This window comes from Thioclava sp. L04-15 (assembly GCF_002020275.1).
Classification (GTDB): Bacteria; Pseudomonadota; Alphaproteobacteria; order Rhodobacterales; family Rhodobacteraceae; genus Thioclava; species Thioclava marina.
The window spans coordinates 351,900-371,873 of the sequence record NZ_MPZW01000001.1 but is presented as its reverse complement, the minus strand read 5'-3'; the positions used below and the strand labels follow the sequence as shown (position 1 = coordinate 371,873).

Sequence of the window (19,974 nt, the reverse complement as noted above, 5' to 3'; positions counted from 1 at the left end):
GATAAACCGGGGTTTCGCCATGACCTATGTCGTCATCGACAACTGCATAAACTGCAAATATACCGACTGCGTCGAGGTCTGCCCGGTGGACTGTTTCTACGAGGGTGAGAACACGCTGGTGATCCATCCCGACGAGTGCATCGATTGCGGTGTGTGCGAGCCAGAATGCCCCGCCGATGCGATCCGTCCCGACACCGAGCCGGGGATGGAAAGCTGGGTCGAGATGAACCGGAAATACTCCGAGCTTTGGCCGGTCATCACCCAGAAGAAAGACCCGATGCCCGAAGCCGAGAAGTATGATGGCGAGACGGGCAAGCTCGAGAAGTATTTCTCGGAGAAGCCGGGCGAAGGGGACAGCTGATCCCCGATTCTACCGCGCCGGGGGTCGATTCGAGCCTTCGGAGCTTGGGTTACGCTGCGGCATGTTGCCCCTTTTAGCTGCGTAACCCATTGGGAAACAAGGTGTTCAACAAAGCGCGAGCGTATCGCGCTTTGAAATACATGCGTTTTCTGCTATATTATTGTTACATAAGAGTTTCGACTCCACCTTTCGCAGTGACCTGCTCGCCTGCGGATGCGATCTCGCGATAAACGGACGAACGCGGAGCCAAAGCGCCCCGTGGGCGTCTTGTGCTCGCCTGATGCCGGGGTTCGAGGCTGGCTGCAAGGAAACGAACCGCATGACCAAAACCAAGAAGACCGAATTCCGCCCCAATGATTTCGTCGTCTATCCGGCGCATGGGGTGGGTAAGATCATGTCCATCGAAGAACAGGAAATCGCCGGGCTCAAGCTCGAGCTGTTCGTGATTTCCTTCGAGAAGGACAAGATGACCCTGCGTGTCCCGACGAACAAGGCGACGGAAGTGGGTATGCGCAGCCTGTCCTCGCCCGACATCGTGACCAAGGCGCTTGAGACCCTCAAGGGCAAGGCGAAGGTCAAACGTGCGATGTGGTCGCGCCGCGCGCAGGAATACGAACAGAAGATCAATTCGGGCGACCTGCTGTCGATCGCCGAAGTGGTGCGCGACCTGCACCGCAATGACGACCAGCGCGAGCAGTCCTATTCGGAGCGCCAGCTCTACGAGGCCGCGCTCGAACGCCTGACCCGCGAAGTCGCCGCCGTGTCGGGTACCGATGAGGCCCGTGCCGCAAAAACCGTCGACGAGGTTCTGGTCGGCCGCGCCGCCTGATCCCGAGACGGATAGACGGATTGAGACGCGAGGCTTTCGGGCCTCGCGTTTTTTGTTGTGAGCGGGGCTTTTCCGCTTTCAGAGATAGGCGCCGCGTCCACAGCGTGAGCTCACGCGTCGGGCCCACCCTCCAGTGTGCCTGGAGCCTCTCGGTCGCTCTCCTCGCGATCGTCACGGCGGCGGAACTGCTCCATCATCGCAGCTTCAAGATCGGCGTTCAGTTCCTTAGTGCGCGCGATGTAATCGGCGTTCTGCTCCATCGGTACACCCGGCTTCCACAGCTTGGCGAGATCGCGCACGGCAGCCCGGTCCAGCTTGAAGAACAGTTTCTCGAGTTCGGCCGCCTCGAATTCCGACAGGCCGGCATTTTCCAGAACGTACCGGCCTGCGCGCAGTGAGCTGTCGAACATCTCGCGCACGATGTCGTTCGCGCCAGCCCGGTAGAGATCGAACACATGGGTACGGTCGCGCGCGCGCGCCACGATATGCAGATCGGGCCGGATCCTGCGGGCATATTCGACCAGCTTCGTGGTTTGCTCTCGCCCGTCGAGCGCCACCACCAGCACGCGTGCCTGATTGATGCCAGCCGCCGCGAGCAGGTCCGGCCGCGTGGGGTCCCCGAAATAGCCCTTGAAGCCGAAGGTGCGCATCAATTGGATCGTCTTGAGGTCTGCATCGAGAACGGTCGTGCGCAGCCCCGACATGGTCACCAGCCGGTTCACGACCTGACCGAAGCGGCCCACGCCGGCGATGATGATCGGCTGCTGTTCGTCGATCGCGTCGGGATCGGGTGCGTCCGAGCTGCGCAGGCGCTTGCCGATCTGCTCGTGCAGGATGAACAGCAAGGGCGTGATCAGCATCGACAGCGCGATGACGACCAGCAGCTTCTCGGCGAGAACATTGGGCAAGATGCGCTGCCCGACAGCAAATGAGACGAGCACGAAACCGAATTCACCCGCCTGTGCGAGGCTCAGCGTGAAGAGCGAGCGGTCCTTGCCGCGCAGTTTGAAGACACGGGCGAGGCCATAAAGGATCGCCGATTTCAGCCCGACGAGCAGCCCCACGAGGGCGAAGATGTTCCAGGGCTGAGCCGTGATGACGGCGAAATTGATGCCCGCGCCGACGGTGATGAAGAAGAGCCCCATCAGGAGTCCCTTGAAGGGCTCGATATCGGATTCCATCTCGTGCTTGAACTCGCTGTCGGCGAGAACCACGCCGGCGAGGAAGGTGCCGAGCGCGGGCGAAAGCCCCACGAGGTTCATCAGGCTCGCGATGCCCACCACGATCAGCAGGGCCATTGCGGTGTTGATTTCGCGCAGCTTCGCGGTCTGGACGAAGCGGAACAGCGGCCGCACGAGGTAGTGCCCGATCAGCACCGTGAAAACCACCGCCGCCAGTGTGATCAAGGTCACGCCCCAGGCGGGTAGCGCGTCGATGAGGCGGGCCACGACGTGATCGCCATGATCGGCCTTCGCGACGGCGCGAGCGCCCGGCAGCGCCAAAAGAGGCATCAGCGCGAGCATCGGGATCACGGCGATATCCTGCGTCAGAAGCACTGCGAAGGAAGACCGCCCGCCCGCGGTCTGCATCAGCTGCTTTTCATTGAGCGTCTGCAACACGATCGCGGTCGAGGACAGCGACAGCGTCATCCCGATCGCCAGCGAGACGCGGAAATCCTCGCCCATCGCCATCACGATCGCGGTGACCAGCACCATCGTGATCAGAACCTGCATGCCGCCCAGGCCGATCAGCTTGTCGCGCATCGCCCAGAGCGCACGGGGTTCCAGCTCGAGCCCGATCAGGAAGAGCATCATCACCACGCCGAACTCCGCGAAGTGCTGCAAGTCGCTCATTTCCGCGCCCGACAGCCCGGTCACCGGACCGATCAGGATGCCCGCGATCAGGTAGCCCAAGACCGAGCCGAGCCCGGCACGTGAGGCCAGCGGCACCGCGATAACCATCGCAACGAGATAGAGCGTGGCTTGGAACAGGAAGCTTTCCATCGCGGGGCGTGCGTCCTCGGGCTGGGGCGCGATGTGCGCCTGAGAAAATAACGGTCAGTTCTAGCGTAGCTTCGGGACGGGCGGGTTCAAGAGGGCGCGGCGTTGCGGGATATGCAGCGGCGGCGGGGCGGCTCTGCGTCAGCTGCCTTCGAGCAGCTTGAGCGTGTAACTACGCGAGCCTTTCTTGTAGGTCAGCTGGCCCGAGCCGATCGCTGTGACCTGACCGCCATCGAGCCGGTCGCCCACCCCCACCTTCACGAAGCGCCCATTGGCCAGACGCACCAGCGCGCGACGGTTCGACGAAGAGCCGTAAAGCCCGATCAGATTGATCTTGCGCAGGTTGATCGCGTTCTTTTCGGTGGCCTGTTTGGCGACCGAAGCCGAAGTCGGCAGTTTGGGCGCAGGCGCGACGGGTTCGGGCTCGTCGATCTCGACCGGCTGGGCTTTGGGCGCTGCGGCGGGTGCTGCGGCAGCCGCCACGGCAACGGAGGGCGCAGGCTCGGCAGCGATTGCCGCAGCCAGCGCGCGCTCGACCGAACGCGAGAAGTTGCGCGGTTTCTCCGGCGGATTCGCAGAGCGTGCCACCGCAAGCGCGGTCGCGCCCGCGAACGGGTCGCTATTGGCGGCGGCGGCGGCATCTTGCGCGGCGACTGCGCCCTGCACGGCCTCCTGGATCGTCGCGGGACGACGCTCGGGACGGATCTCGGCGAGTTGGGGATTGGCTGCGGCGGCAGGTTCGCCTGCGGGCGCCTGACTTGCCGCGAAACGGGTGACGGCCTCGGGGCGGGCGGTCGGACGCGCATCTTGCAGCTCCGGGTGCGGTTGGAGCGCGGGATCGAGCGCGCCCTGGTCGACGGGCGGCGTGGGCGTCGGCGGGGCGGTCTGATCCGCCGGAGGCGTCGCAGGGGCGGGTTGCGGCGCGGCCGCAGCGCCGGTCAGATCGTCGGGCCGGGGCCGGGGGCTGAAGCCGCGAAGCGCCGGGATTGCCTCGAAGGTCGCGTCGGGCGTGGGCGGCAGGGTCGCGGCATAGGCGTCGCTTACCGCATCGGGGCGCGGCGCGGGCAGGGTATCGGGTTTGCCGGCGTAAAGCGTGAAGCCGCCCGGCATCTGCGTACCCTCGGGGGTCGGCGTGACCTCCGGCTCGGGGGCAGGCTCGGCCACTGGCGGGGGTAGCGGGGTGGCGTCGAAGGACGGCATGCCTTCGGGGCTCGCGGTCGACAGCGTGCCGGTCGGCTCCGGTTCAGACCCGGATTGCGTCTCGGTTTCCGGCGCGGTCGTCACCTGCGGCGGAGCGAGCGTGACTTGCGGCAAGGCGGGCATCTCGGCCGGGGGCGCCTGGGGCTCGGGCGCGCTCGCCTCGGGTTGGGGCTCGGGAACGGGCGCGACCGGTTCCGCCTCGGGGGAGGGGTCGGCTTGTGGCGCAGCCGCGGTTTCGACCGGTTGCGAGACCTCGGGGGGTGCACTCGGCGCGGCAGGGATCTGCGCGATTTCTTCGGGGCCGATGGGATCCTTGAGCAGGCTCGACCAAAGCGCGATGATCGCCAGCAAGATCACCAGCGCGCCGGTCAACATCGCGCCGAGATAGCGCGGCTTGCCGGGTACAGCAGCGCGCTTGTCGCCCCCAAAGACGGTCTTTTCCGTTGGCGTATCGGCGGGTTTCGGCGGAACCTGCGCAGGTTTCGCCCGGGATTTCGTCAGCGCCTTCGCGGTTTTCTGGCCAAGGGCCGCCGTGCTGCCGAGCCCCTTGCGCGCGGCGCGCCCCATCGCCTTTGCCGCCTTTTCCGTGGCCTTGGGCTCGGGAGGGGCGAAGCGCGGATCGGGTTCGGGCAGATCGAGCTTGGGTGCGTTGATCCCGGCCTCTCCGGTCAGGATCTTCTTGCGGTCCGGCTGCGGCGGGCTCAGACGGCCGACGCCGCCGAGACGCGGCGCCGCTGTCTCCTCCTGCGTGGTGTCCCGATCGCGACGGGTCGCAAAGGCTGCGATGAGACTCTCGGGCAGCTTGGGCGGGAGATCCACGGCGGATTCTTCGGATGCAGCCTCGTCGGGCATGTCCGTTGGCGCGGCGTCGGGCGACGCCTCGTCGGTCGTCTTAGGTGCGATGTCGTCGGAGGCGTCCACCTGGGGCGCATCGCTTGTCTCTGTCGAGGGGGGCTCGTCGAGCAGCCCTTCGAGCATCGCCGCTTCCTGCGGCAGATCCGCGACCGGCTCGGGCGGCAGATCGAGCGCGCCCAGCTCGGCCAATTCCTCGGGTTCGATCCCGTCTTCCTCCGGGTCGGAAAGCTCGGCGGGCTCTTGCGTGACAGGAAGCTTGGCCTCAGCCTTCTCAGGCTCAGGCTCAGGCTCAGGCTCAGGCTCAGGCTCAGGCTCAGGCTCAGGCTCAGGCTCAGGCTCTATGGCGAGGGCTTCCAGCCCGGTGTCAGGCTCCGGGGCAATTTCAGTATCGGGCTCGGGATCCTGCTCGGCGGCTTCGTCGCGGGCGTCCGCTTCGAGCGCGGGTGCCGCGGGAGAGGCGGGCATATCCGCGACAGGCCCGGCCTGCGGTTCGGCGATGGCCTCCGGGGCGGGCTCAATTGCTGCGACCGGCTCGGGCAGGAGCATGATCACCTGCGGATCGGGATCCACCCGCGCGCCCTCGGGGATGTAGCGCGCCGCGACGGAGGTCAGGCCGAAATGCGGCTCGCCGGGAAAATCCGCAAGCTCGGGGGCCGCGACGAAGCTGACCGGGTTGAAGCCGTAGCTTTCTGCGAACCCTTCCGCCTCGCCCAGCGTCTCGCGTGCGATCACGGCGACCTGCACAGTCTGCCCGCCGCCTGCGAAATCGTAGACGAGGTCCGGCACGGGGTAAGGGGTCATCCCCTCGAGGGCGACCTCGATCTGACGGCGGCGCTGCGCGGGGCTCGGCCCAGGTGCGTAGATTGCCGTGTAGAGGATTTGCGAATCCGGCAGGACCAGCTTGGTGGCAAACCCGCGCGGCGCAAGCGCGCGCGCCTTGTCGCGCAATGCCTCGATCGCGGGGCCGGGATCGTCGTCTTCCAGCGAGACCTCGCCAAGAAGCCGCCAACCCTCTTTCGCGCGATGCACCAGGGCGATGCCGTCATGCGAAAGGATCAATGCAAAATCGGGTTTCATTTGGGTGGGCTTGGGCCGTCAGGAACGCTGGATACTCACATCTTCGTAAAGCAGTTTGCGGCCCCTGAAAAGCGTCGCGGAGGGAGCGAGCGGCAGATTGCCGGTTTTCCACAGTCAGCTCGCCCCGGAGCGGATCCGGGGCGAGCCAAATTGTGAAAACCTGCGATCGGACGCTTGCGGATCAGGCGGTTGCCGCCGTCAGCGCCTGATCGAGATCGGCGATCAGATCCTCGGCATTCTCGATCCCGATCGAGAGCCGCACCACGTTCGGCGCCGCGCCTGCCGCGATCTGCTGCGCCTCGGTCAGCTGGCGATGCGTGGTCGAGGCGGAATGGATGATCAGCGAGCGCGCATCGCCCAGATTCGCGACATGGCTGAAGAGCTTGAGATTGTTCACCAGCTTCACGCAGGCCTCGTAGCCGCCCTTCACCGCGACGGTGAAAAGCGCGCCCGCGCCTTTCGGGCAGACCTTGGCGACGCGATCGTGCCAGGGCGAGCTTTCGAGTCCGGCATAGGTCACGAAATCGATGCGCGGGTCCTTCTCGAGCCATTCGGCCACGGCCTTGGCGTTGGCGACGTGTTTGTCCATGCGCAAGCTCAGCGTCTCGAGCCCCATCATCGTGTAATGCGCCCCTTGCGGGTTCATCGTCATGCCGAGGTCGCGCAGCCCCACCGCGATCGAGTGGAAGGTGAAGGCCATCGGCCCCAGCGCTTCGTGGAACTTCAACCCGTGATAGGCGGGCTCGGGCGCGCTGAGCGAGGGGAACTTGTCCGAGGCCGACCAATCGAACTTGCCGCTGTCGATCACGCAGCCGCCGGTGACGGTGCCGTTGCCGGTCATGTATTTGGTCAGCGAGTGCACGACGAGCGTCGCGCCCATCTCGATCGGGCGGCACAGGTAGGGTGTGGCAAGCGTGTTGTCGACGATCAGCGGCAGGCCAGCCTTGTCGGCCAGTTTCGCTACGGCTGGAATATCGGTGATGTAGCCGCCCGGGTTCGAGATCGACTCGCAGAAGATCGCGCGGGTGTTCTCGTCGATCGCTTCTTCCAATGCGTCGAGATCGTCGAAATCGACAAACTTGGCCGACCAGCCGAAGCGTTTGATCGTCTGGCTGAACTGGGTGATCGTGCCGCCATAGAGCCGGGTCGACGCGACCACGTTGAGCCCCGGCCCCATCAGCGGGAAGAGCGCCATGATCTGTGCCGCGTGCCCCGAGGAGCAGGCCACCCCGCCCGCGCCGCCTTCGAGCACCGCGACCTTTTCGGCGAGCTTCATCACCGTCGGGTTGGTGAGGCGCGAATAGATGTAGCCCACTTCCTCGAGATTGAAGAGCCGTGCCGCGTGATCGGCATCCTTGAACGCGTAGGCGGTGGTCAGGTAGATCGGCACCTGCAATGCGCCGGTGGTCGGGTCGGGCGCGGCGGCGGCGTGGATCTGAAGCGTGTCGAATTTGTAGTCGGACATCTCGGGGCTCCTCTGTTCTCGGGCGCGACGTTAGCGGCGCACCCGAGGGGCTTCAAACACATTCGTTTTTGGTGATGGAACGCCGGGAAGTCGTTCTTGGCTCGGTGGGGGCGGCTGCCCTTGTCCTGCGGGATTAACGCCGCCGCAGCCGCGCCAATGTACGTTTCATCCCGCCGGGGGCGACGAGGAAGCTCAGCACGAAGCCGGTCGCGAACCCCGCGATATCTGCGATCCAGTCGGGCTGTGCGCCGAAGATCATCGCGAAGATCAACTGGATCCCCATCAGCGCGCCGATCAGCGAGAAGGCCCGCAACTGGTTCGCGTTCTCCTGCCCCAGCCGTGTCCACAGGATCCAGGTGAACGCGCCGATCAGCCCGTAATCGCCCGGATAGCCGCCATAGAGTCCGATCTCGGTGAATGGCATCGCGCCATAGATCAGAGCGCCGGCGATGCTCGCGCCGAGGAACACCAATGCCACGGCGAGGTTCGAGAAGACCTCGCCCACCATCTTGCCAAGCGCCAGAAGGAAGACGAGCACGAAGATCGCCTGGGTCACGGAGGCATTCACGAACGGATAGGTCACCAACCGCATCAGATGTTCGGGCGGGTATTGCCCGGTTTCGACCATGGCGCGCATCAGCTGCGGCGAGAAGGCGAATTTCTGCAGCGCATCGAGCCGCCAGCCCGCAGCGCCCGGCCCACCGATCAAACCGCTGCTCCCCATCGCGAAGAACAGCTCGGTCGCGATGATCGGCAGCGCGAGCAGCCACACCACCGGGGGGAGCGGGTTCACCGGGTTCTCATCATAGCCGTCGCGCATCTCGTCTCCAATTCGCCGGGGCTCAGTTGCGCCCTATGCGCTTTAGCGATAAGCGAGCGGGGAGCGGATTTCCACCCCGGGAACCGCAGGAGGCGGGCTTCCACCCCCCGCAGATCAGGAGCATCAGATGAGCGACGACGCGCAAACCCCGAACGCCAATTTCAAACCGCGGATCTTCTCAGGCATCCAGCCCTCGGGCGGGTTGACGCTGGGCAACTATCTGGGCGCGCTCAAGCGCTTTGCCCAGAAGCAGGATGAGGGGATCGAGACGATCTATTGCCTTGTCGACCTGCACGCGATCACGGTCTGGCAAGACCCCGAAGCGCTGCGCCGCAACACTCGCGAAGCCGCCGCCGCCTTCATCGCCTCGGGCGTCGATCCGAAACGCTCGATCCTGTTCAACCAATCGCAAGTGTCGGCCCATGCGGAACTGGCATGGCTCCTGAACTGCGTGGCGCGTCTGGGCTGGATGAACCGGATGACCCAGTTCAAGGACAAGGCGGGCAAGAATGCCGAGAAGGCCTCGCTTGGCCTTTACGCCTATCCCGCGCTGATGGCCGCCGACATCCTGCTGTATCACGCGACGATGGTGCCGGTGGGCGAGGACCAGAAGCAGCATGTGGAGCTGACCCGCGACATCGCGGCGAAGTTCAACCATGACTTCAAGACCGAGTTCTTCCCCGCTCCCGAGCCTCTGATCGAGGGCGCCGCGACCCGCGTGATGTCCCTGCGCGACGGCACGAAGAAGATGTCGAAATCCGACCCGTCGGATGCGAGCCGCATCAACCTGACCGACGATGCCGACACGATCGCGAAGAAGATCCGCAAGGCCGTGACCGATCCCGAGCCGCTGCCCTCCGAGCTGGACGGGCTCAAGGACCGGCCCGAGGCACGCAATCTCGTGAACATCTACGCGGCGCTGGCGGACATGACGCCGGACCAGGTGCTGGGCGAGTTCGGCGGCGAGGGCTTCGGCAAGTTCAAACCGGCGCTGGCTGAGCTCGCGGTCGCGAAACTCGCGCCGATCTCGGATGAGATGACCCGGCTGATGAACGACCCTGCCGAGATCGACCGGATCCTGGGCGACGGTGCAAATCGCGCTGACGAAATTGCGCAGCCGATCCTCGCGCGCACGCTCGAGATCATGGGAATGATCCGCTCGCGCTGATTGAACGGGGGGAGGGGGCGGCTTGCCCCCTCAGCCCATCATCAGGCGCGGATAGTCGATTTTCGGGCAGCGGTTCATCACGACGCGCACGCCCTTCGCGCGCGCCTTTTCCGCAGCCTCTTCATGCGTGACGCCAAGCTGCATCCAGATCGTGCGCAGCTTGGGCAGATGGGCGAGCGCGTCCTCGACCACCTCGGGCACGGCCTCGGAGCGCCGGAACACATCCACCATGTCCACCTCGATCTCGTCCGGGATCGCTCCGAGATCGGCATAGACCGTCTCACCCAGCAACGCCTGCCCAGCGAGGCCGGGATTGACCGGGATGACCCGGTAGCCCTTCGATTGCAGGTAACGCGCGACATCGTAGGAGGGGCGATCGGTCTTGTGGGAAATCCCCACCACGGCGATCACCTTCGCCTCGCGCAGAATATCGCGGATCTCGTCTTGCATCGGGGCCTCCTGTCTTGCCTTCTTGGTATAGGGACAAATGCCGGGGCGCTTCAAGAACGCGCCGACGGCGGGGTTGCCCTGTCCATTCGCTTTCCCGCCAAAGAAAAATGCGCCCGAGCATGAAGCAAGGGCGCATAAGTGGCGGAACGAGGGACAGTGAACTAGAAGCGCTGCGGTTCCGGAGCGGCGCTTCTGTTAATGAGATAGGAAGCCCCCCGCCGGTCTTAAAGACCTTCGCGCCACAAGCTCGCGTTCTTGTGAAAATCAGCGGTTCGCCGCCGCATAGAGCGACACGGCCGCGGCGTTCGAGACGTTGAGCGAGCCGAACTCCCCGGCGAAGGGGATGCGCACCAGCCGGTCGCAGGTCTCGCGGGTTTTCTCGCGCAGGCCCGGACCTTCGGCGCCAAGCACAAGCGCCACCGGCTCCATCCCGGCCTCGCTCAGCCCGTCCTCGAGGCTCATGTTCGCCTCGCCCGCGAGGCCAAGCAGCCGGAACCCCATCGAACGTAGCTCCTCCATCGCGTCGGAGAGGTTCTTCACGCGCAGATAGGGCTGACGCTCCAACGCGCCGCTCGCGGTCTTGGCGAGCGCCCCGGTCTCGGGGGCGGAATGGCGGTGCGGGGCGATCACGGCGGCAGCGCCGAACACCTCGGCAGAGCGCAGGATCGCGCCCACGTTATGCGGGTCGGTCACCCGGTCGAGCAGCACCACGATGCGTGCATCATAGCAGACATCCTTCAGCGCGCCCCAGTCGAGCGGTTTGACCTCGAGGGCCGCGCCCTGATGCACCGAATCCTGCGAGATCGGCACGTGTTTGTCGAACTTGCGCACATCGACGATCTCGGGCTCCATGCCCGAGGCAGCGATCGCGTCGGACAGCTTGTCGGCGGCATTCTTCGAGCAGACCAGCCGAAGTCTCTCGCGCATCGGGTTCTGGAGCGCATCGCGCACCGCGTGCAGGCCGAACAGCCACACCGTTTCCGATGCCGCTGCGCGCTTGGCACGTTCCTTTTCGATCACCCAGGCCGGTTTTTTCATCGCTGTCTCCTTTGCCCCTACCTGCGCGCAAAGGCGGGCTTTGGCAAGCGGCGATCTCGGAGCGCGATTTTTCGCAAATCCGGCTCTTGACGCCCCCCGCCCCCTTTTGTATCTCCCGCCAAGCGTCGGGTGACGTGCTGCAAGGTGCGGCAGCGGACTGTAACTCCGCCGGGGAGACCCATGCCTGGTTCGATTCCAGGGTCACCCACCACTTCCCCCCTTTTCGGAACTGGTGATCTCGCAAGCCTCCGGGGCTTGCAGGCGGTTCATCGTGAGAGCACTGCGTTGCGCTTGAAGCGGGCTTCCTCGGAGCTGCCGTCATCGTAGATCAGCTTCACGCGGACGTCCTTCACCGACCCCTTGGGCTGCGACACGAAGACATTGTCGCCCGAGATCGCATTGGGCTGGGCGCTGCCTTCGTGGCATTTTTCCATCTTGAATTTCGCGTTGGGGGCCGCGCCGTTGAAGCCGTAGCGGATCTCGCTCAGCCCGCAGCGCCAGGCGAGAAGATGGGTGAAATAGACCAGATCCTTGTCACCGCGTTCGCGGATCGCCACCCAGGAATCGCGGGTCATGTCGAGGATCGGGCGGACCTCGGCGGCGGTGGTGAAATTCTGCGCTGCCACCGGCGCCGCCACCAGCATCGCTGCGAGTACGGCCCCGCTCAACTTCCGCACGCTCATCACTTTCACCCCCGGGCTTTCTCGCTATACTGCGCAAAAATCCTCCCTGGGCGGCAGTATGACGGCGAAAACCCCGAGACCTCAACCCTTCAACGTCTTCTGCATCGCACAATCGGGTCGTCTGGAATACGAGGCTATTCTGTTCGTGCTGAGTTTCCGCGCGGCCAATCCCGATTTCGCCGGCAGGCTTCTGGTGGCCGAACCGCAACCCGGGCCGCGCTGGTCCGAGGAAGTGCGAATCTCGGGGCCGGTGCGCGCGATTCTGGAAGGGGCAGGGGCCGAAATCGTGCCTTTCGAAAGCAAGGTCTTCGGCCAGTCCTATCCCTATGGCAACAAGATCGAAGCTCTTGCGGCGCTGCCTGCGGGCGAGCCTTTCGTCTTCTTCGATACCGATACGGTCTTCACCGGTCCGCTCTCGGATGTGGGTTTCGATTTCACGAAGCCCTCCGCCTCGATGCGCCGCACGGGGACCTGGCCCGAGCCGCCGCTTTACGGGCCCGGCTATACTGCGATCTGGAAATCGCTTTACGACAAGTTTGGCCTCGACGGGTTCGAGGAGACGCTCGATCCGAGCCAACCCGACGAGTATTGGCGGCGCTACATGTATTTCAACGCGGGCTGGTTCTTCGGGGCGGATCCGGCAGAGTTCGGCGCGCGCTTCCTGAATTATGCCCGGGCTATTCGCGACGAGACGCCTGACGAGCTCGCGTGTCAGTCGCTTGATCCCTGGCTCGATCAGGTGGCGCTGCCGCTGGTGATCCATTCCTTCGGAGGCGGAAGGCCGGGGCCCGAGCTCGACGGGCTCGACGGGGCGGTGAGCTGCCATTACCGTGCGCTGCCGCTGCTCTATGCGCGCGAAAGCGATGCGGCAATCGAGATGGTCGAGACGGTCGTGGCGCCAAACCCGATCAAGAAGGTGCTCAAGCTCTACGAGCCTGCGAAGAAGCTGATCTATCAGGGCAAGGGCCGCAAACTGCGCGAGATCATCGCGAGCGAGGGAATGCCGCGCACCGAGAAGATGCTGCGCAACCGGATCAAGCGCGCGAAGCTCTGGCTGCGCTAAGGGTCGGCGTCAGGCGCCGCCCGGGCCCTTGCGCACCGCGCCCCTGAGATCGGCCATGTGCATCGCGCCGATCGCGATCGCAGTGCCGAAATAGACCGCCATCCCGAACAGCACGAGCCCCAGCAGCGCCAATGCGCGCAGTCCCGGCACGGTGAAGAGGCCCGGAGCGGCCCAGGTCACGACCCAGATCGCCGCTCCCATCACCAGAGCCGAAACCACGATGCGCGGCAGGCGGCGGTGGAAGCGGTGATCGAAATGCGCAGCCTCTCCCATCGAACGCGAGCCGAGCCAGAGCTGCCCGACCATGGCCCAAGCGGCGAAAGTGGTGCCGCAGGCGGCGGCGAGATAACCGATGAAGGGTGAAAGGCCGATCGCCAGCACCGCATTCACCACCATCGCGACCAGCGCGTAATTGAACGGTGTGCGAGTATTCTCGCGGGCGAAATAGAGCGGTTGCAGCACCTTTTGCAGCACGAAGGCGGGTAGTCCCAGCCCGTAGATCGCGGTGGCCCAAGCGGTGGCGATGGTGTCGTCATGGGTGAACTGCCCGCGCTCGAAGAGGACCGAGACGATGGGCTGCGCCGCGACCAGAAGCGCCACAGCGGGGCCAACCGTCAGCAGCAGCGCGAATTCGCCCGCGCGCGAGAAGGAATAGCGGCTGCCCGCCACGTCACGGGCACGCAACCGGCGCGACAGGTCCGGTAGCAGCACCACGCCGATTGCGATGCCCACCACGCCCAAGGGCAGTTGATAAAGCCGGTCGGCATAGTTGAGCCAGGCAATCGCGCCGTCGAAATGCGAGGCGACCTGACGGCCCACCAGCAGGTTGATCTGAACGACGCCACCGGCCAGCATCGCCGGGATCGCGATGCGGATCAGGCGTTTCATATCGGGGCTCAGGCGCGGTCGGGCCGGGATGATTCTGAAGCCAGTACGCCATGCCGCGACCCAGACCAGCGCCAATTGCGCCACCCCCGCGAGCGGCACCGACCAGGCCAGCGCATCGCCCACCGGCAGACCGAAATGATCCGCCAGAAGCATCGCAATGACGAAGGTCACGTTCAGCAGCACAGGCGCGGCGGCTGCGGCGGCGAAGTGGCCGGCGGCATTCAGCACGCCCGAGAGCAGAGCGCCAAGCGAGATGAAAAGGATATAGGGAAAGGCGATGCGCCCATAGGTCGTCGCGATCTCGAAACGCTCATCGGAGGCAAAGCCCGAAGCCATCGCCAGCACCAGCCACGGCATCGCGGCCGAGGCGATCAGCGTGAGAACGATCAGCACCGAGGCCAGCCCGCCCATCGCCTCGCGGGCGAACCCTTGCGCATCCTCGCCCCCTTCGAGCTTCTTCGAGAAGATCGGGATGAAGGCGGTGTTGAACGCCCCCTCGGCGAAGAAGCGACGGAAGAGGTTGGGGAGCGAGAACGCCACGAGGAACGCCTCGGCCACCGGGCCTGCGCCGAGGAAAGCCGCGATCATCATGTCTCGGGCGAAGCCGAGCACGCGGCTCGCCATCGTCCAGCCGCCCACCGTCATGAAGCCGCGCACCAGCCGGATCGGTTTCATGTCAGTTGCCCGCTCGTTTCGCGCCCGACGCGATGGCATCGCGCAGACGGTTTTCCAAAGCCTCCTGACGCGATTTGGAATGCAGCTTCAGCCCGAACATGTCCTTGACGTAGAAGCTGTCGACCACCTGCGCCCCGTAGGTTGCGATCACCGCCGAGGAGATCGAGATATTGTTCGAGGCCAGCGCCCGCGTCAGGTCATAAAGCAGGCCGGGGCGGTCGCGTGTATCGACCTCGATGATCGTGTAGATATCCGAGCCCTCATTGTCGAAGGTGATATGGGTCGGGAATTTGAACTCCCGCTCGCGCTTCTTGATCTTGTCGCGATCCTTGAGCGCGTCGCGTGCGACCACTTCGCCCTTCAGCGTCTTCTCGATCATGCCGCGCAGGCGGGACAGCTTGGAGGCTTCGTAAGGGTGGCCCTCGGCATCCTGAATCCAGAATACCGCCGTCGCGTAACCGTCCTTAGACGTGTAGGTGCGCGCATCGACCACGTTCGCACCGACCAGCGCCAGAGCGCCCGCGAGCCGCGAGAAGATGCCGGGGTGGTCGGCGAGTGCGAAACTCGCCCGCGTCGCGTCGTGATCGTCGTCGGGGTGCAGATCGATGCGGATCTCATTGTCGCCAAGCCCGCGCAGCAATCGTGCGAAAATCTCGTGATTGGCGGTGTTGAGCGACTGCCAATAGGGATCGTAATGACGCCCGAGCTCGGTGCGGATCTCGCGCGCGTCCCAGTCGCCCAGCGTCTCGAGCACTTCGCGCAGCGCGCGCTTGGCTTCGTCGGTGCGCTGCTCGCGATTGATCGCTTCGAGCCCGTGTTCGAGCGCAAGCGAAGTCTCGGCGTGGAGTTTGCGCAGCAGCGTCGCTTTCCAGTTGTTCCACACGTTCGGCCCGACCCCTCGAATGTCGCACACGGTCAGCACGGTCAGCAGGTCGAGCCGCTTGCGCGACTTCACCTGTCGCGCGAAATCGCGGATCGTGCGCGGGTCGCTCAGATCGCGTTTCTGCGCCACATCCGACATCAACAGGTGATGGCGCACCAGCCATTCGACTGTTTCGCACTCCTCCTGATTGAGCCCGAGACGCGGTGCCACCTTGCGCGAGATCCTGGCTCCCAGGATCGAATGATCCTCGGGCCGCCCCTTGCCGATATCGTGCAGCAACAGCGCCACATAGAGCACCTTGCGATTGATCCCCTCCTCGAGGATGTGCGAGCTCAGAGGCAGGTCTTCGATCAGTTCGCGCCGCTCGATCTGGGCCAGTGTCGAGACGACCTGGATCGTGTGCTCGTCCACCGTGTAGCTGTGATACATGTTGAACTGCATCATCGCGACGATCGGCTCGAATTCGGGAATGAAGGCGGAGAGAACACCCAGCTCGTTCATCCGCCGCAGCGCGCGTTCGGGATTGCCGTGCTTCAGCAGCAGGTCGAGGAAAATCCGTTGCGCCTCGCGATTGTTGCGCATCTCGTCGTCGATCAGATCGAGATTGGCCGAGACCAGCCGCATCGCGTCCGGGTGGATCAGCATCCCCGTACGCAGCCCTTCCTCGAAGAGCCGCAGCAGGTTGACGGGATCGCCGAGAAAAGCCTGTTCGTCGGCCACGTTGATACGCCCGTTCTGCTCGGAATAGGGCGCCTTGAGCTTGCGCCGCCTGCGGAAGATGCGCTGCAGCACCGGCGCGCTCTTCACATGCTGCGCTTCGAGCTTGGTGAGGAAGATCCGGGTCACATCCCCAACGGCGGTCGCGTGACGGAAATAATCCTGCATGAAGACCTCGACTGCGCGACGGCCCGCGAGATCGCGATAGCCCATCCGCTCGGCCACCTCGACCTGCATGTCGAATGTCAGCTGATCGGCGGCGCGCCGCGCGATCAGGTGCAGGTGGCAACGCACCGCCCAGAGGTAATCCTCGGCATCGTGGAACGTCTCGTATTCCTCGGGTGAGAAGGCGCCGATCTCCATCAGCTCGCGCGCCCGACCGACATGGTGGATATATTTGCCGATCCAGTAGAGCGTCTGCAGGTCGCGCAGGCCGCCCTTGCCTTCCTTGACGTTGGGTTCGAGCACATAGCGCTGCCCGCCCTGACGCCGGTGGCGGGCCGAGCGTTCGGCCAGTTTCGCCTCGATGAACTCGGCCTCGCTGCCCTCGAAAAGATCGTGCCGCAACCGCTGCGAAAGCGCTTCGGCCAGTTTCTCGTCGCCACCCACGCAGCGGTGTTCGAGAAGCGCGGTGCGGATCGTGATGTCCTCGCGCCCGAGCCGGATGCAATCGTCGAGCGTGCGCGAGGAGTGGCCGACCTTCAGCTTCAGGTCCCACAGGATGTAGAGCATGGATTCGACCACGCTCTCGGCCCAGGGGGTGATCTTGTAGGGGGTCAGAAACAACAGATCGACATCGGAATGGGGGGCCATCTCGGCGCGGCCATAACCGCCCACCGCCAGCACTGCGAAGCGCTCGGCCTCGGTCGGCGTGCCGAGCCGGTGCAGCCGGGTCGTGGCGATGCGCAGCACCGATCGCACGATGCCGTCGGTCATCTGCGCGTAGGCTTCGACGGTTGCCCGCGCAGCGCGCGGGTGGGTTCGGAAATCCGCCTCGATCCAGTCATTGGCGCGGGCGCGCTCCTCGGCGAGGAAGGAGACGGTGGCGGCACGGATCTCGCGCGGTTCGCTCAGATCCCCGATCGCGGCATCAAGCGCTTCGAAGAGATGGTCGCCATTCAGAAGAAGGGGCGCCCCGGACTGGTCCGGGGCGAGGTCGGTCTTGGTGCTCACTTCTCGGTCTCGTTCCTTCTCGGGCCCTCTGATGTCATGGAAGGGCGCGGGTCAGTACCCGGCTCCGCCGAAGCTGCGCGGCGCGGGGTCGATCACCACGGCCTGGCCGTTCTGGACCTGCGCGATGGCAAGCCCGCGTTCGTTGGTGCCGTCGGGCAGGAGGCGGAAGACGCCGTTGACCCCGACGAAGCCCGAGCGCTGGGTCAGCGCCTGTTTGGTCAGCGCGTTCGGATTGCCCGATTTCACGAGCGCGCCGATCGCGGCGATGCCGTCATAACCCAGCCCCGCGATCGCGAGCGGCGCCGAGCCATAGGCCGCCTGGTAGCGCGCCGCGAATTGTGCCTGGAGACCCGGATCGGGTTTGGCGAACCAGCCGCCCTGCACGCCCGGCAGCGCGAGCGTCGCCGGCGGGATGTCCCAGCGGGTGAGGCCGAGGTATTGCGTGCTCTGCGGGTTCACGCCCTGTTCGGACATGAGCTGAGTGAGCAAGGGCAACGCACCTGCGGTATCTGCCGTCATGAAGACCGCATCGATATCGCCGGCTTTCACGCGGCCTGCAATCTGCGGCATCGCATCGACCAGCCCTTGCTGGGAGAACGGGTAGGAGGCAACGCCCGCGAGCGCGCCGCCTCGGCGCGAGATCGCGGTCTGGATCGCCTGTGCGCCGATCTCGCCTGCGGTGGTCTGCTCATGCACGACCATGATCCGGCGCTTGCCCTGGCGCACCGCGTAGGACACGAGCCGGTTGGCCGTGTTTTCGAACGTCGGGCCAAGCACGAAGACATTGCCGCCAGCCACGCTGGTGACGTTCGAGAAGGCGAGCACGTTGACATTGCGCGAGGCGACCGCGAGGCCCGCAGCGTTGGCCGATTCCGCATAGACCGGCCCGAGAATGATCTTCGCGCCCTCGTCGACCGCCTTGCTCGCCATCGCCGCCGCCTGCGCGGGGCTGCCGGCGGTGTTGTAGACCTGGAGGTCGATCTTCACGCCCTGCAGATCGGCGATCGCCATGTTCGCGGCGTTGCGCAGCTGGGCGGCGAGGGTTTCGTCTCCGGCATTGCCCGAACCCGCAGGCACCAGTAACGCGACCTTCACAGGCGCGCTCGTGTCGATGCGCTGGCCGGTATTCCCCATACTTCCGGGCTGACAGGCGGCAAGCCAGAAGAGCGCGAAAACCGCGACGATTCGGGCAGCGAGGGCACGGGGGTTACGGAGAAGATCAAACATGCTACGTCCTTTATGGGCGTTCGGGAAAACTGGTGCGCGAAGCGCTATGGCGCGCGGCCGAGCCTACGCATAACCCGGCGCGAAGTAAACGATCCACGCAGCGGATGAGAGGGCCCATGCAGGAGCCAGACGAAACCGGCGAAACCATGCCGAGCGCAGAGGCGCAAGCGCGCAGCAAGGGCGGGCTTGCCGCCGGGCTCTACTTTATCGCGACGCCGATCGGGGCCGCGCGCGACATCACCCTGCGCGCGCTCGACCTGCTGCGCACCGCGGATGTTCTGGCGGCCGAGGATACCCGCAGCTTGCGTCACCTCATGGAGATCCATGGCGTCCCGCTCGCCGGTCGCCCGCTACTGGCCTATCACGACCACAATGGGGCCGCGATGCGCCCGAAAATTCTCCGCGCGATCGAGGATGGGCGCAGCGTCGTCTATGCTTCGGAGGCTGGTACTCCGCTGGTGGCCGATCCCGGCTACCAGCTCGCCCGCGCGGTGATCGAGGCGGGATTTGCGCTGCACAGCGCTCCGGGGCCTTCGGCGGTGCTGACTGCACTGACCCTGTCGGGCCTGCCAAGCGATCGTTTCCTGTTCGCCGGATTCGCCCCCAATACCCGCGGTGCACGGCTCAACTGGTTGTCGGAGTTCAAGACTGTCCCGGCGACACTCGTCTTTTATGAAAGTCCCAAACGCATTCGCGAAATGTTAAGGGACTGCGTGCAAACCTTCGGAGAAGAACGGCAAGCGGCGCTGTGTCGTGAACTGACCAAACGCTTCGAAGAGGTCCGCCGGGGTAGCCTGAGCGAGATCTCCGAGAGCCTCGAAGAAACCCCCGTGAAAGGGGAAATCGTGCTCGTGATCGACCGCGCCCATGCGGTGGAGATCGGGGCGGAGGAACTCGAGGAACGGCTGCGGGAGGTCATGGCACAGGCAAGTCTGCGTGATGCCGTGGATGAGGTCGTGGCCCAGACCGGGCTGCCGCGGCGAAAGGTGTATCAGGCCGCGCTGGCATTGGAGAAGGAAAAATGAGCGGAGCTTTGTCCTATTATTCCGGGCTTGCTGCCGAAGAGCAGGTCGCGCGTCTCTATGAGCGCGATGGGCGCGAAGTGGCGGCACATCGTTGGCGCGGTCGTTTCGGCGGAGAGATCGACCTGATCGCGCGCGACGGTGAAATGCTGATCTTCATCGAGGTGAAGAAATCGCGCAGGCATGCCCGGGCCGCCGAACGTCTCAGTCCGCGCCAGATGCGGCGGATCTGCATCTCGGTCGAAGAGTATCTGATGCGCCATCCCGTGCCGGCCAATACCAATCGCAAGGTCCGCTTCGACCTCGCGCTGGTCGATGAGGTCGGGAAAATCCGGGTTCTGGAGAATGCCTATCTCGGAATGTGAGTTGAGATTGCATTG

Annotated in this window: 16 protein-coding genes and 1 tRNA gene; 7 read left to right on the top strand and 10 right to left on the bottom strand. The window is 64.9% G+C overall.

Annotation, left to right across the window (positions count from 1 at the left end):
- The first annotated feature begins 19 nt into the window (after window positions 1-19).
- Together fdxA and BMI90_RS01840 are read left to right on the top strand one after the other, a co-directional pair.
- Entirely contained in the window at window positions 20-361 is a 342-nt protein-coding gene (fdxA, locus tag BMI90_RS01845; protein ID WP_078525374.1) for a ferredoxin FdxA, read from the top strand.
- Between the two features lie 319 nt (window positions 362-680).
- On the top strand, window positions 681-1,190 hold the full coding sequence (locus tag BMI90_RS01840) for a CarD family transcriptional regulator (protein ID WP_078527160.1): 510 nt from the start codon (window positions 681-683) through the stop codon (window positions 1,188-1,190).
- Window positions 1,191-1,300: 110 nt separating this feature from the next.
- Here BMI90_RS01840 and BMI90_RS01835 read toward each other — a convergent pair whose 3' ends face one another.
- From BMI90_RS01835 to BMI90_RS01820, 4 genes are all read right to left on the bottom strand, one after another.
- The gene (locus BMI90_RS01835; protein ID WP_078525372.1) at window positions 1,301-3,193 is read right to left on the bottom strand and encodes a monovalent cation:proton antiporter-2 (CPA2) family protein; all 1,893 of its coding nucleotides are present in this window, start codon (window positions 3,191-3,193) and stop codon (window positions 1,301-1,303) included.
- 138 nt (window positions 3,194-3,331) lie between these two features.
- Window positions 3,332-6,322, bottom strand: coding sequence for a hypothetical protein (locus tag BMI90_RS01830; RefSeq protein ID WP_078525370.1), 2,991 nt, complete (start codon window positions 6,320-6,322; stop codon window positions 3,332-3,334).
- A 181-nt stretch (window positions 6,323-6,503) separates the two neighbouring features.
- Window positions 6,504-7,787, bottom strand: a complete 1,284-nt coding sequence (locus BMI90_RS01825) for an O-acetylhomoserine aminocarboxypropyltransferase/cysteine synthase family protein (protein ID WP_078525368.1) — start codon at window positions 7,785-7,787, stop codon at window positions 6,504-6,506.
- Between the two features lie 133 nt (window positions 7,788-7,920).
- Complete coding sequence (locus BMI90_RS01820) at window positions 7,921-8,607, bottom strand: rhomboid family intramembrane serine protease (RefSeq protein WP_078525366.1); 687 nt, start codon at window positions 8,605-8,607, stop codon at window positions 7,921-7,923.
- 127 nt (window positions 8,608-8,734) lie between these two features.
- Between BMI90_RS01820 and trpS the strand changes: the two genes are divergently transcribed.
- Window positions 8,735-9,775, top strand: a complete 1,041-nt coding sequence (trpS, locus tag BMI90_RS01815; RefSeq protein ID WP_078525364.1) for a tryptophan--tRNA ligase — start codon at window positions 8,735-8,737, stop codon at window positions 9,773-9,775.
- A gap of 30 nt (window positions 9,776-9,805) precedes the next feature.
- Here trpS and BMI90_RS01810 read toward each other — a convergent pair whose 3' ends face one another.
- Window positions 9,806-10,225, bottom strand: a complete 420-nt coding sequence (locus BMI90_RS01810; RefSeq protein WP_078525362.1) for a CoA-binding protein — start codon at window positions 10,223-10,225, stop codon at window positions 9,806-9,808.
- Between the two features lie 264 nt (window positions 10,226-10,489).
- Window positions 10,490-11,263: a 23S rRNA (guanosine(2251)-2'-O)-methyltransferase RlmB gene (rlmB, locus tag BMI90_RS01805; protein ID WP_078525360.1), complete on the bottom strand. Its 774-nt coding sequence runs from the start codon at window positions 11,261-11,263 to the stop codon at window positions 10,490-10,492.
- 127 nt (window positions 11,264-11,390) lie between these two features.
- On the opposite strand from rlmB, the gene BMI90_RS01800 reads away from it, so the two are divergent.
- Window positions 11,391-11,474, top strand: a tRNA-Tyr gene (locus BMI90_RS01800).
- Between the two features lie 55 nt (window positions 11,475-11,529).
- Here BMI90_RS01800 and BMI90_RS01795 read toward each other — a convergent pair.
- Window positions 11,530-11,946 (bottom strand): hypothetical protein, encoded by a 417-nt coding sequence (locus tag BMI90_RS01795; protein ID WP_078527158.1) that lies wholly within the window; start codon window positions 11,944-11,946, stop codon window positions 11,530-11,532.
- Window positions 11,947-12,004: 58 nt separating this feature from the next.
- Between BMI90_RS01795 and BMI90_RS01790 the strand changes: the two genes are divergently transcribed.
- Window positions 12,005-13,009, top strand: a complete 1,005-nt coding sequence (locus BMI90_RS01790) for a hypothetical protein (protein ID WP_078525359.1) — start codon at window positions 12,005-12,007, stop codon at window positions 13,007-13,009.
- Between the two features lie 9 nt (window positions 13,010-13,018).
- On the opposite strand, the gene murJ is transcribed toward BMI90_RS01790, so the two are convergent.
- From murJ to BMI90_RS01775, 3 genes are all read right to left on the bottom strand, one after another.
- Complete coding sequence (murJ, locus tag BMI90_RS01785) at window positions 13,019-14,572, bottom strand: murein biosynthesis integral membrane protein MurJ (protein WP_078525357.1); 1,554 nt, start codon at window positions 14,570-14,572, stop codon at window positions 13,019-13,021.
- Between the two features lies 1 nt (window position 14,573).
- Window positions 14,574-17,294: a [protein-PII] uridylyltransferase gene (locus BMI90_RS01780; RefSeq protein WP_246831491.1), complete on the bottom strand. Its 2,721-nt coding sequence runs from the start codon at window positions 17,292-17,294 to the stop codon at window positions 14,574-14,576.
- A gap of 102 nt (window positions 17,295-17,396) precedes the next feature.
- Window positions 17,397-18,572: a penicillin-binding protein activator gene (locus BMI90_RS01775; protein WP_078525353.1), complete on the bottom strand. Its 1,176-nt coding sequence runs from the start codon at window positions 18,570-18,572 to the stop codon at window positions 17,397-17,399.
- Window positions 18,573-18,718: 146 nt separating this feature from the next.
- Between BMI90_RS01775 and rsmI the strand changes: the two genes are divergently transcribed.
- Together rsmI and BMI90_RS01765 are read left to right on the top strand one after the other, a co-directional pair.
- On the top strand, window positions 18,719-19,597 hold the full coding sequence (gene rsmI, locus BMI90_RS01770) for a 16S rRNA (cytidine(1402)-2'-O)-methyltransferase (protein ID WP_078527156.1): 879 nt from the start codon (window positions 18,719-18,721) through the stop codon (window positions 19,595-19,597).
- A complete protein-coding gene (locus BMI90_RS01765) occupies window positions 19,594-19,959 on the top strand; it encodes a YraN family protein (protein ID WP_078525351.1) in 366 nt (121 codons plus the stop codon). Before rsmI ends, BMI90_RS01765 begins: the two co-directional genes overlap by 4 nt.
- The last annotated feature ends 15 nt before the right edge of the window (window positions 19,960-19,974 follow it).

Bases quoted from the DNA above. Each gene is read 5' to 3' on its own strand.
- BMI90_RS01790 (WP_078525359.1), top strand. From the start codon at position 12,005: ATGACGGCGAAAACCCCGAGACCTCAACCCTTCAACGTCTTCTGCATC.
- rlmB (WP_078525360.1), bottom strand. From the start codon at position 11,263: ATGAAAAAACCGGCCTGGGTGATCGAAAAGGAACGTGCCAAGCGCGCA.
- BMI90_RS01775 (WP_078525353.1), bottom strand. From the start codon at position 18,572: ATGTTTGATCTTCTCCGTAACCCCCGTGCCCTCGCTGCCCGAATCGTC.
- trpS (WP_078525364.1), top strand. From the start codon at position 8,735: ATGAGCGACGACGCGCAAACCCCGAACGCCAATTTCAAACCGCGGATC.
- BMI90_RS01840 (WP_078527160.1), top strand. From the start codon at position 681: ATGACCAAAACCAAGAAGACCGAATTCCGCCCCAATGATTTCGTCGTC.
- fdxA (WP_078525374.1), top strand. From the start codon at position 20: ATGACCTATGTCGTCATCGACAACTGCATAAACTGCAAATATACCGAC.
- BMI90_RS01795 (WP_078527158.1), bottom strand. From the start codon at position 11,946: ATGAGCGTGCGGAAGTTGAGCGGGGCCGTACTCGCAGCGATGCTGGTG.
- BMI90_RS01825 (WP_078525368.1), bottom strand. From the start codon at position 7,787: ATGTCCGACTACAAATTCGACACGCTTCAGATCCACGCCGCCGCCGCG.
- BMI90_RS01810 (WP_078525362.1), bottom strand. From the start codon at position 10,225: ATGCAAGACGAGATCCGCGATATTCTGCGCGAGGCGAAGGTGATCGCC.
- murJ (WP_078525357.1), bottom strand. From the start codon at position 14,572: ATGAAACCGATCCGGCTGGTGCGCGGCTTCATGACGGTGGGCGGCTGG.
- BMI90_RS01820 (WP_078525366.1), bottom strand. From the start codon at position 8,607: ATGCGCGACGGCTATGATGAGAACCCGGTGAACCCGCTCCCCCCGGTG.
- BMI90_RS01765 (WP_078525351.1), top strand. From the start codon at position 19,594: ATGAGCGGAGCTTTGTCCTATTATTCCGGGCTTGCTGCCGAAGAGCAG.
- BMI90_RS01830 (WP_078525370.1), bottom strand. From the start codon at position 6,322: ATGAAACCCGATTTTGCATTGATCCTTTCGCATGACGGCATCGCCCTG.
- rsmI (WP_078527156.1), top strand. From the start codon at position 18,719: ATGCCGAGCGCAGAGGCGCAAGCGCGCAGCAAGGGCGGGCTTGCCGCC.
- BMI90_RS01835 (WP_078525372.1), bottom strand. From the start codon at position 3,193: ATGGAAAGCTTCCTGTTCCAAGCCACGCTCTATCTCGTTGCGATGGTT.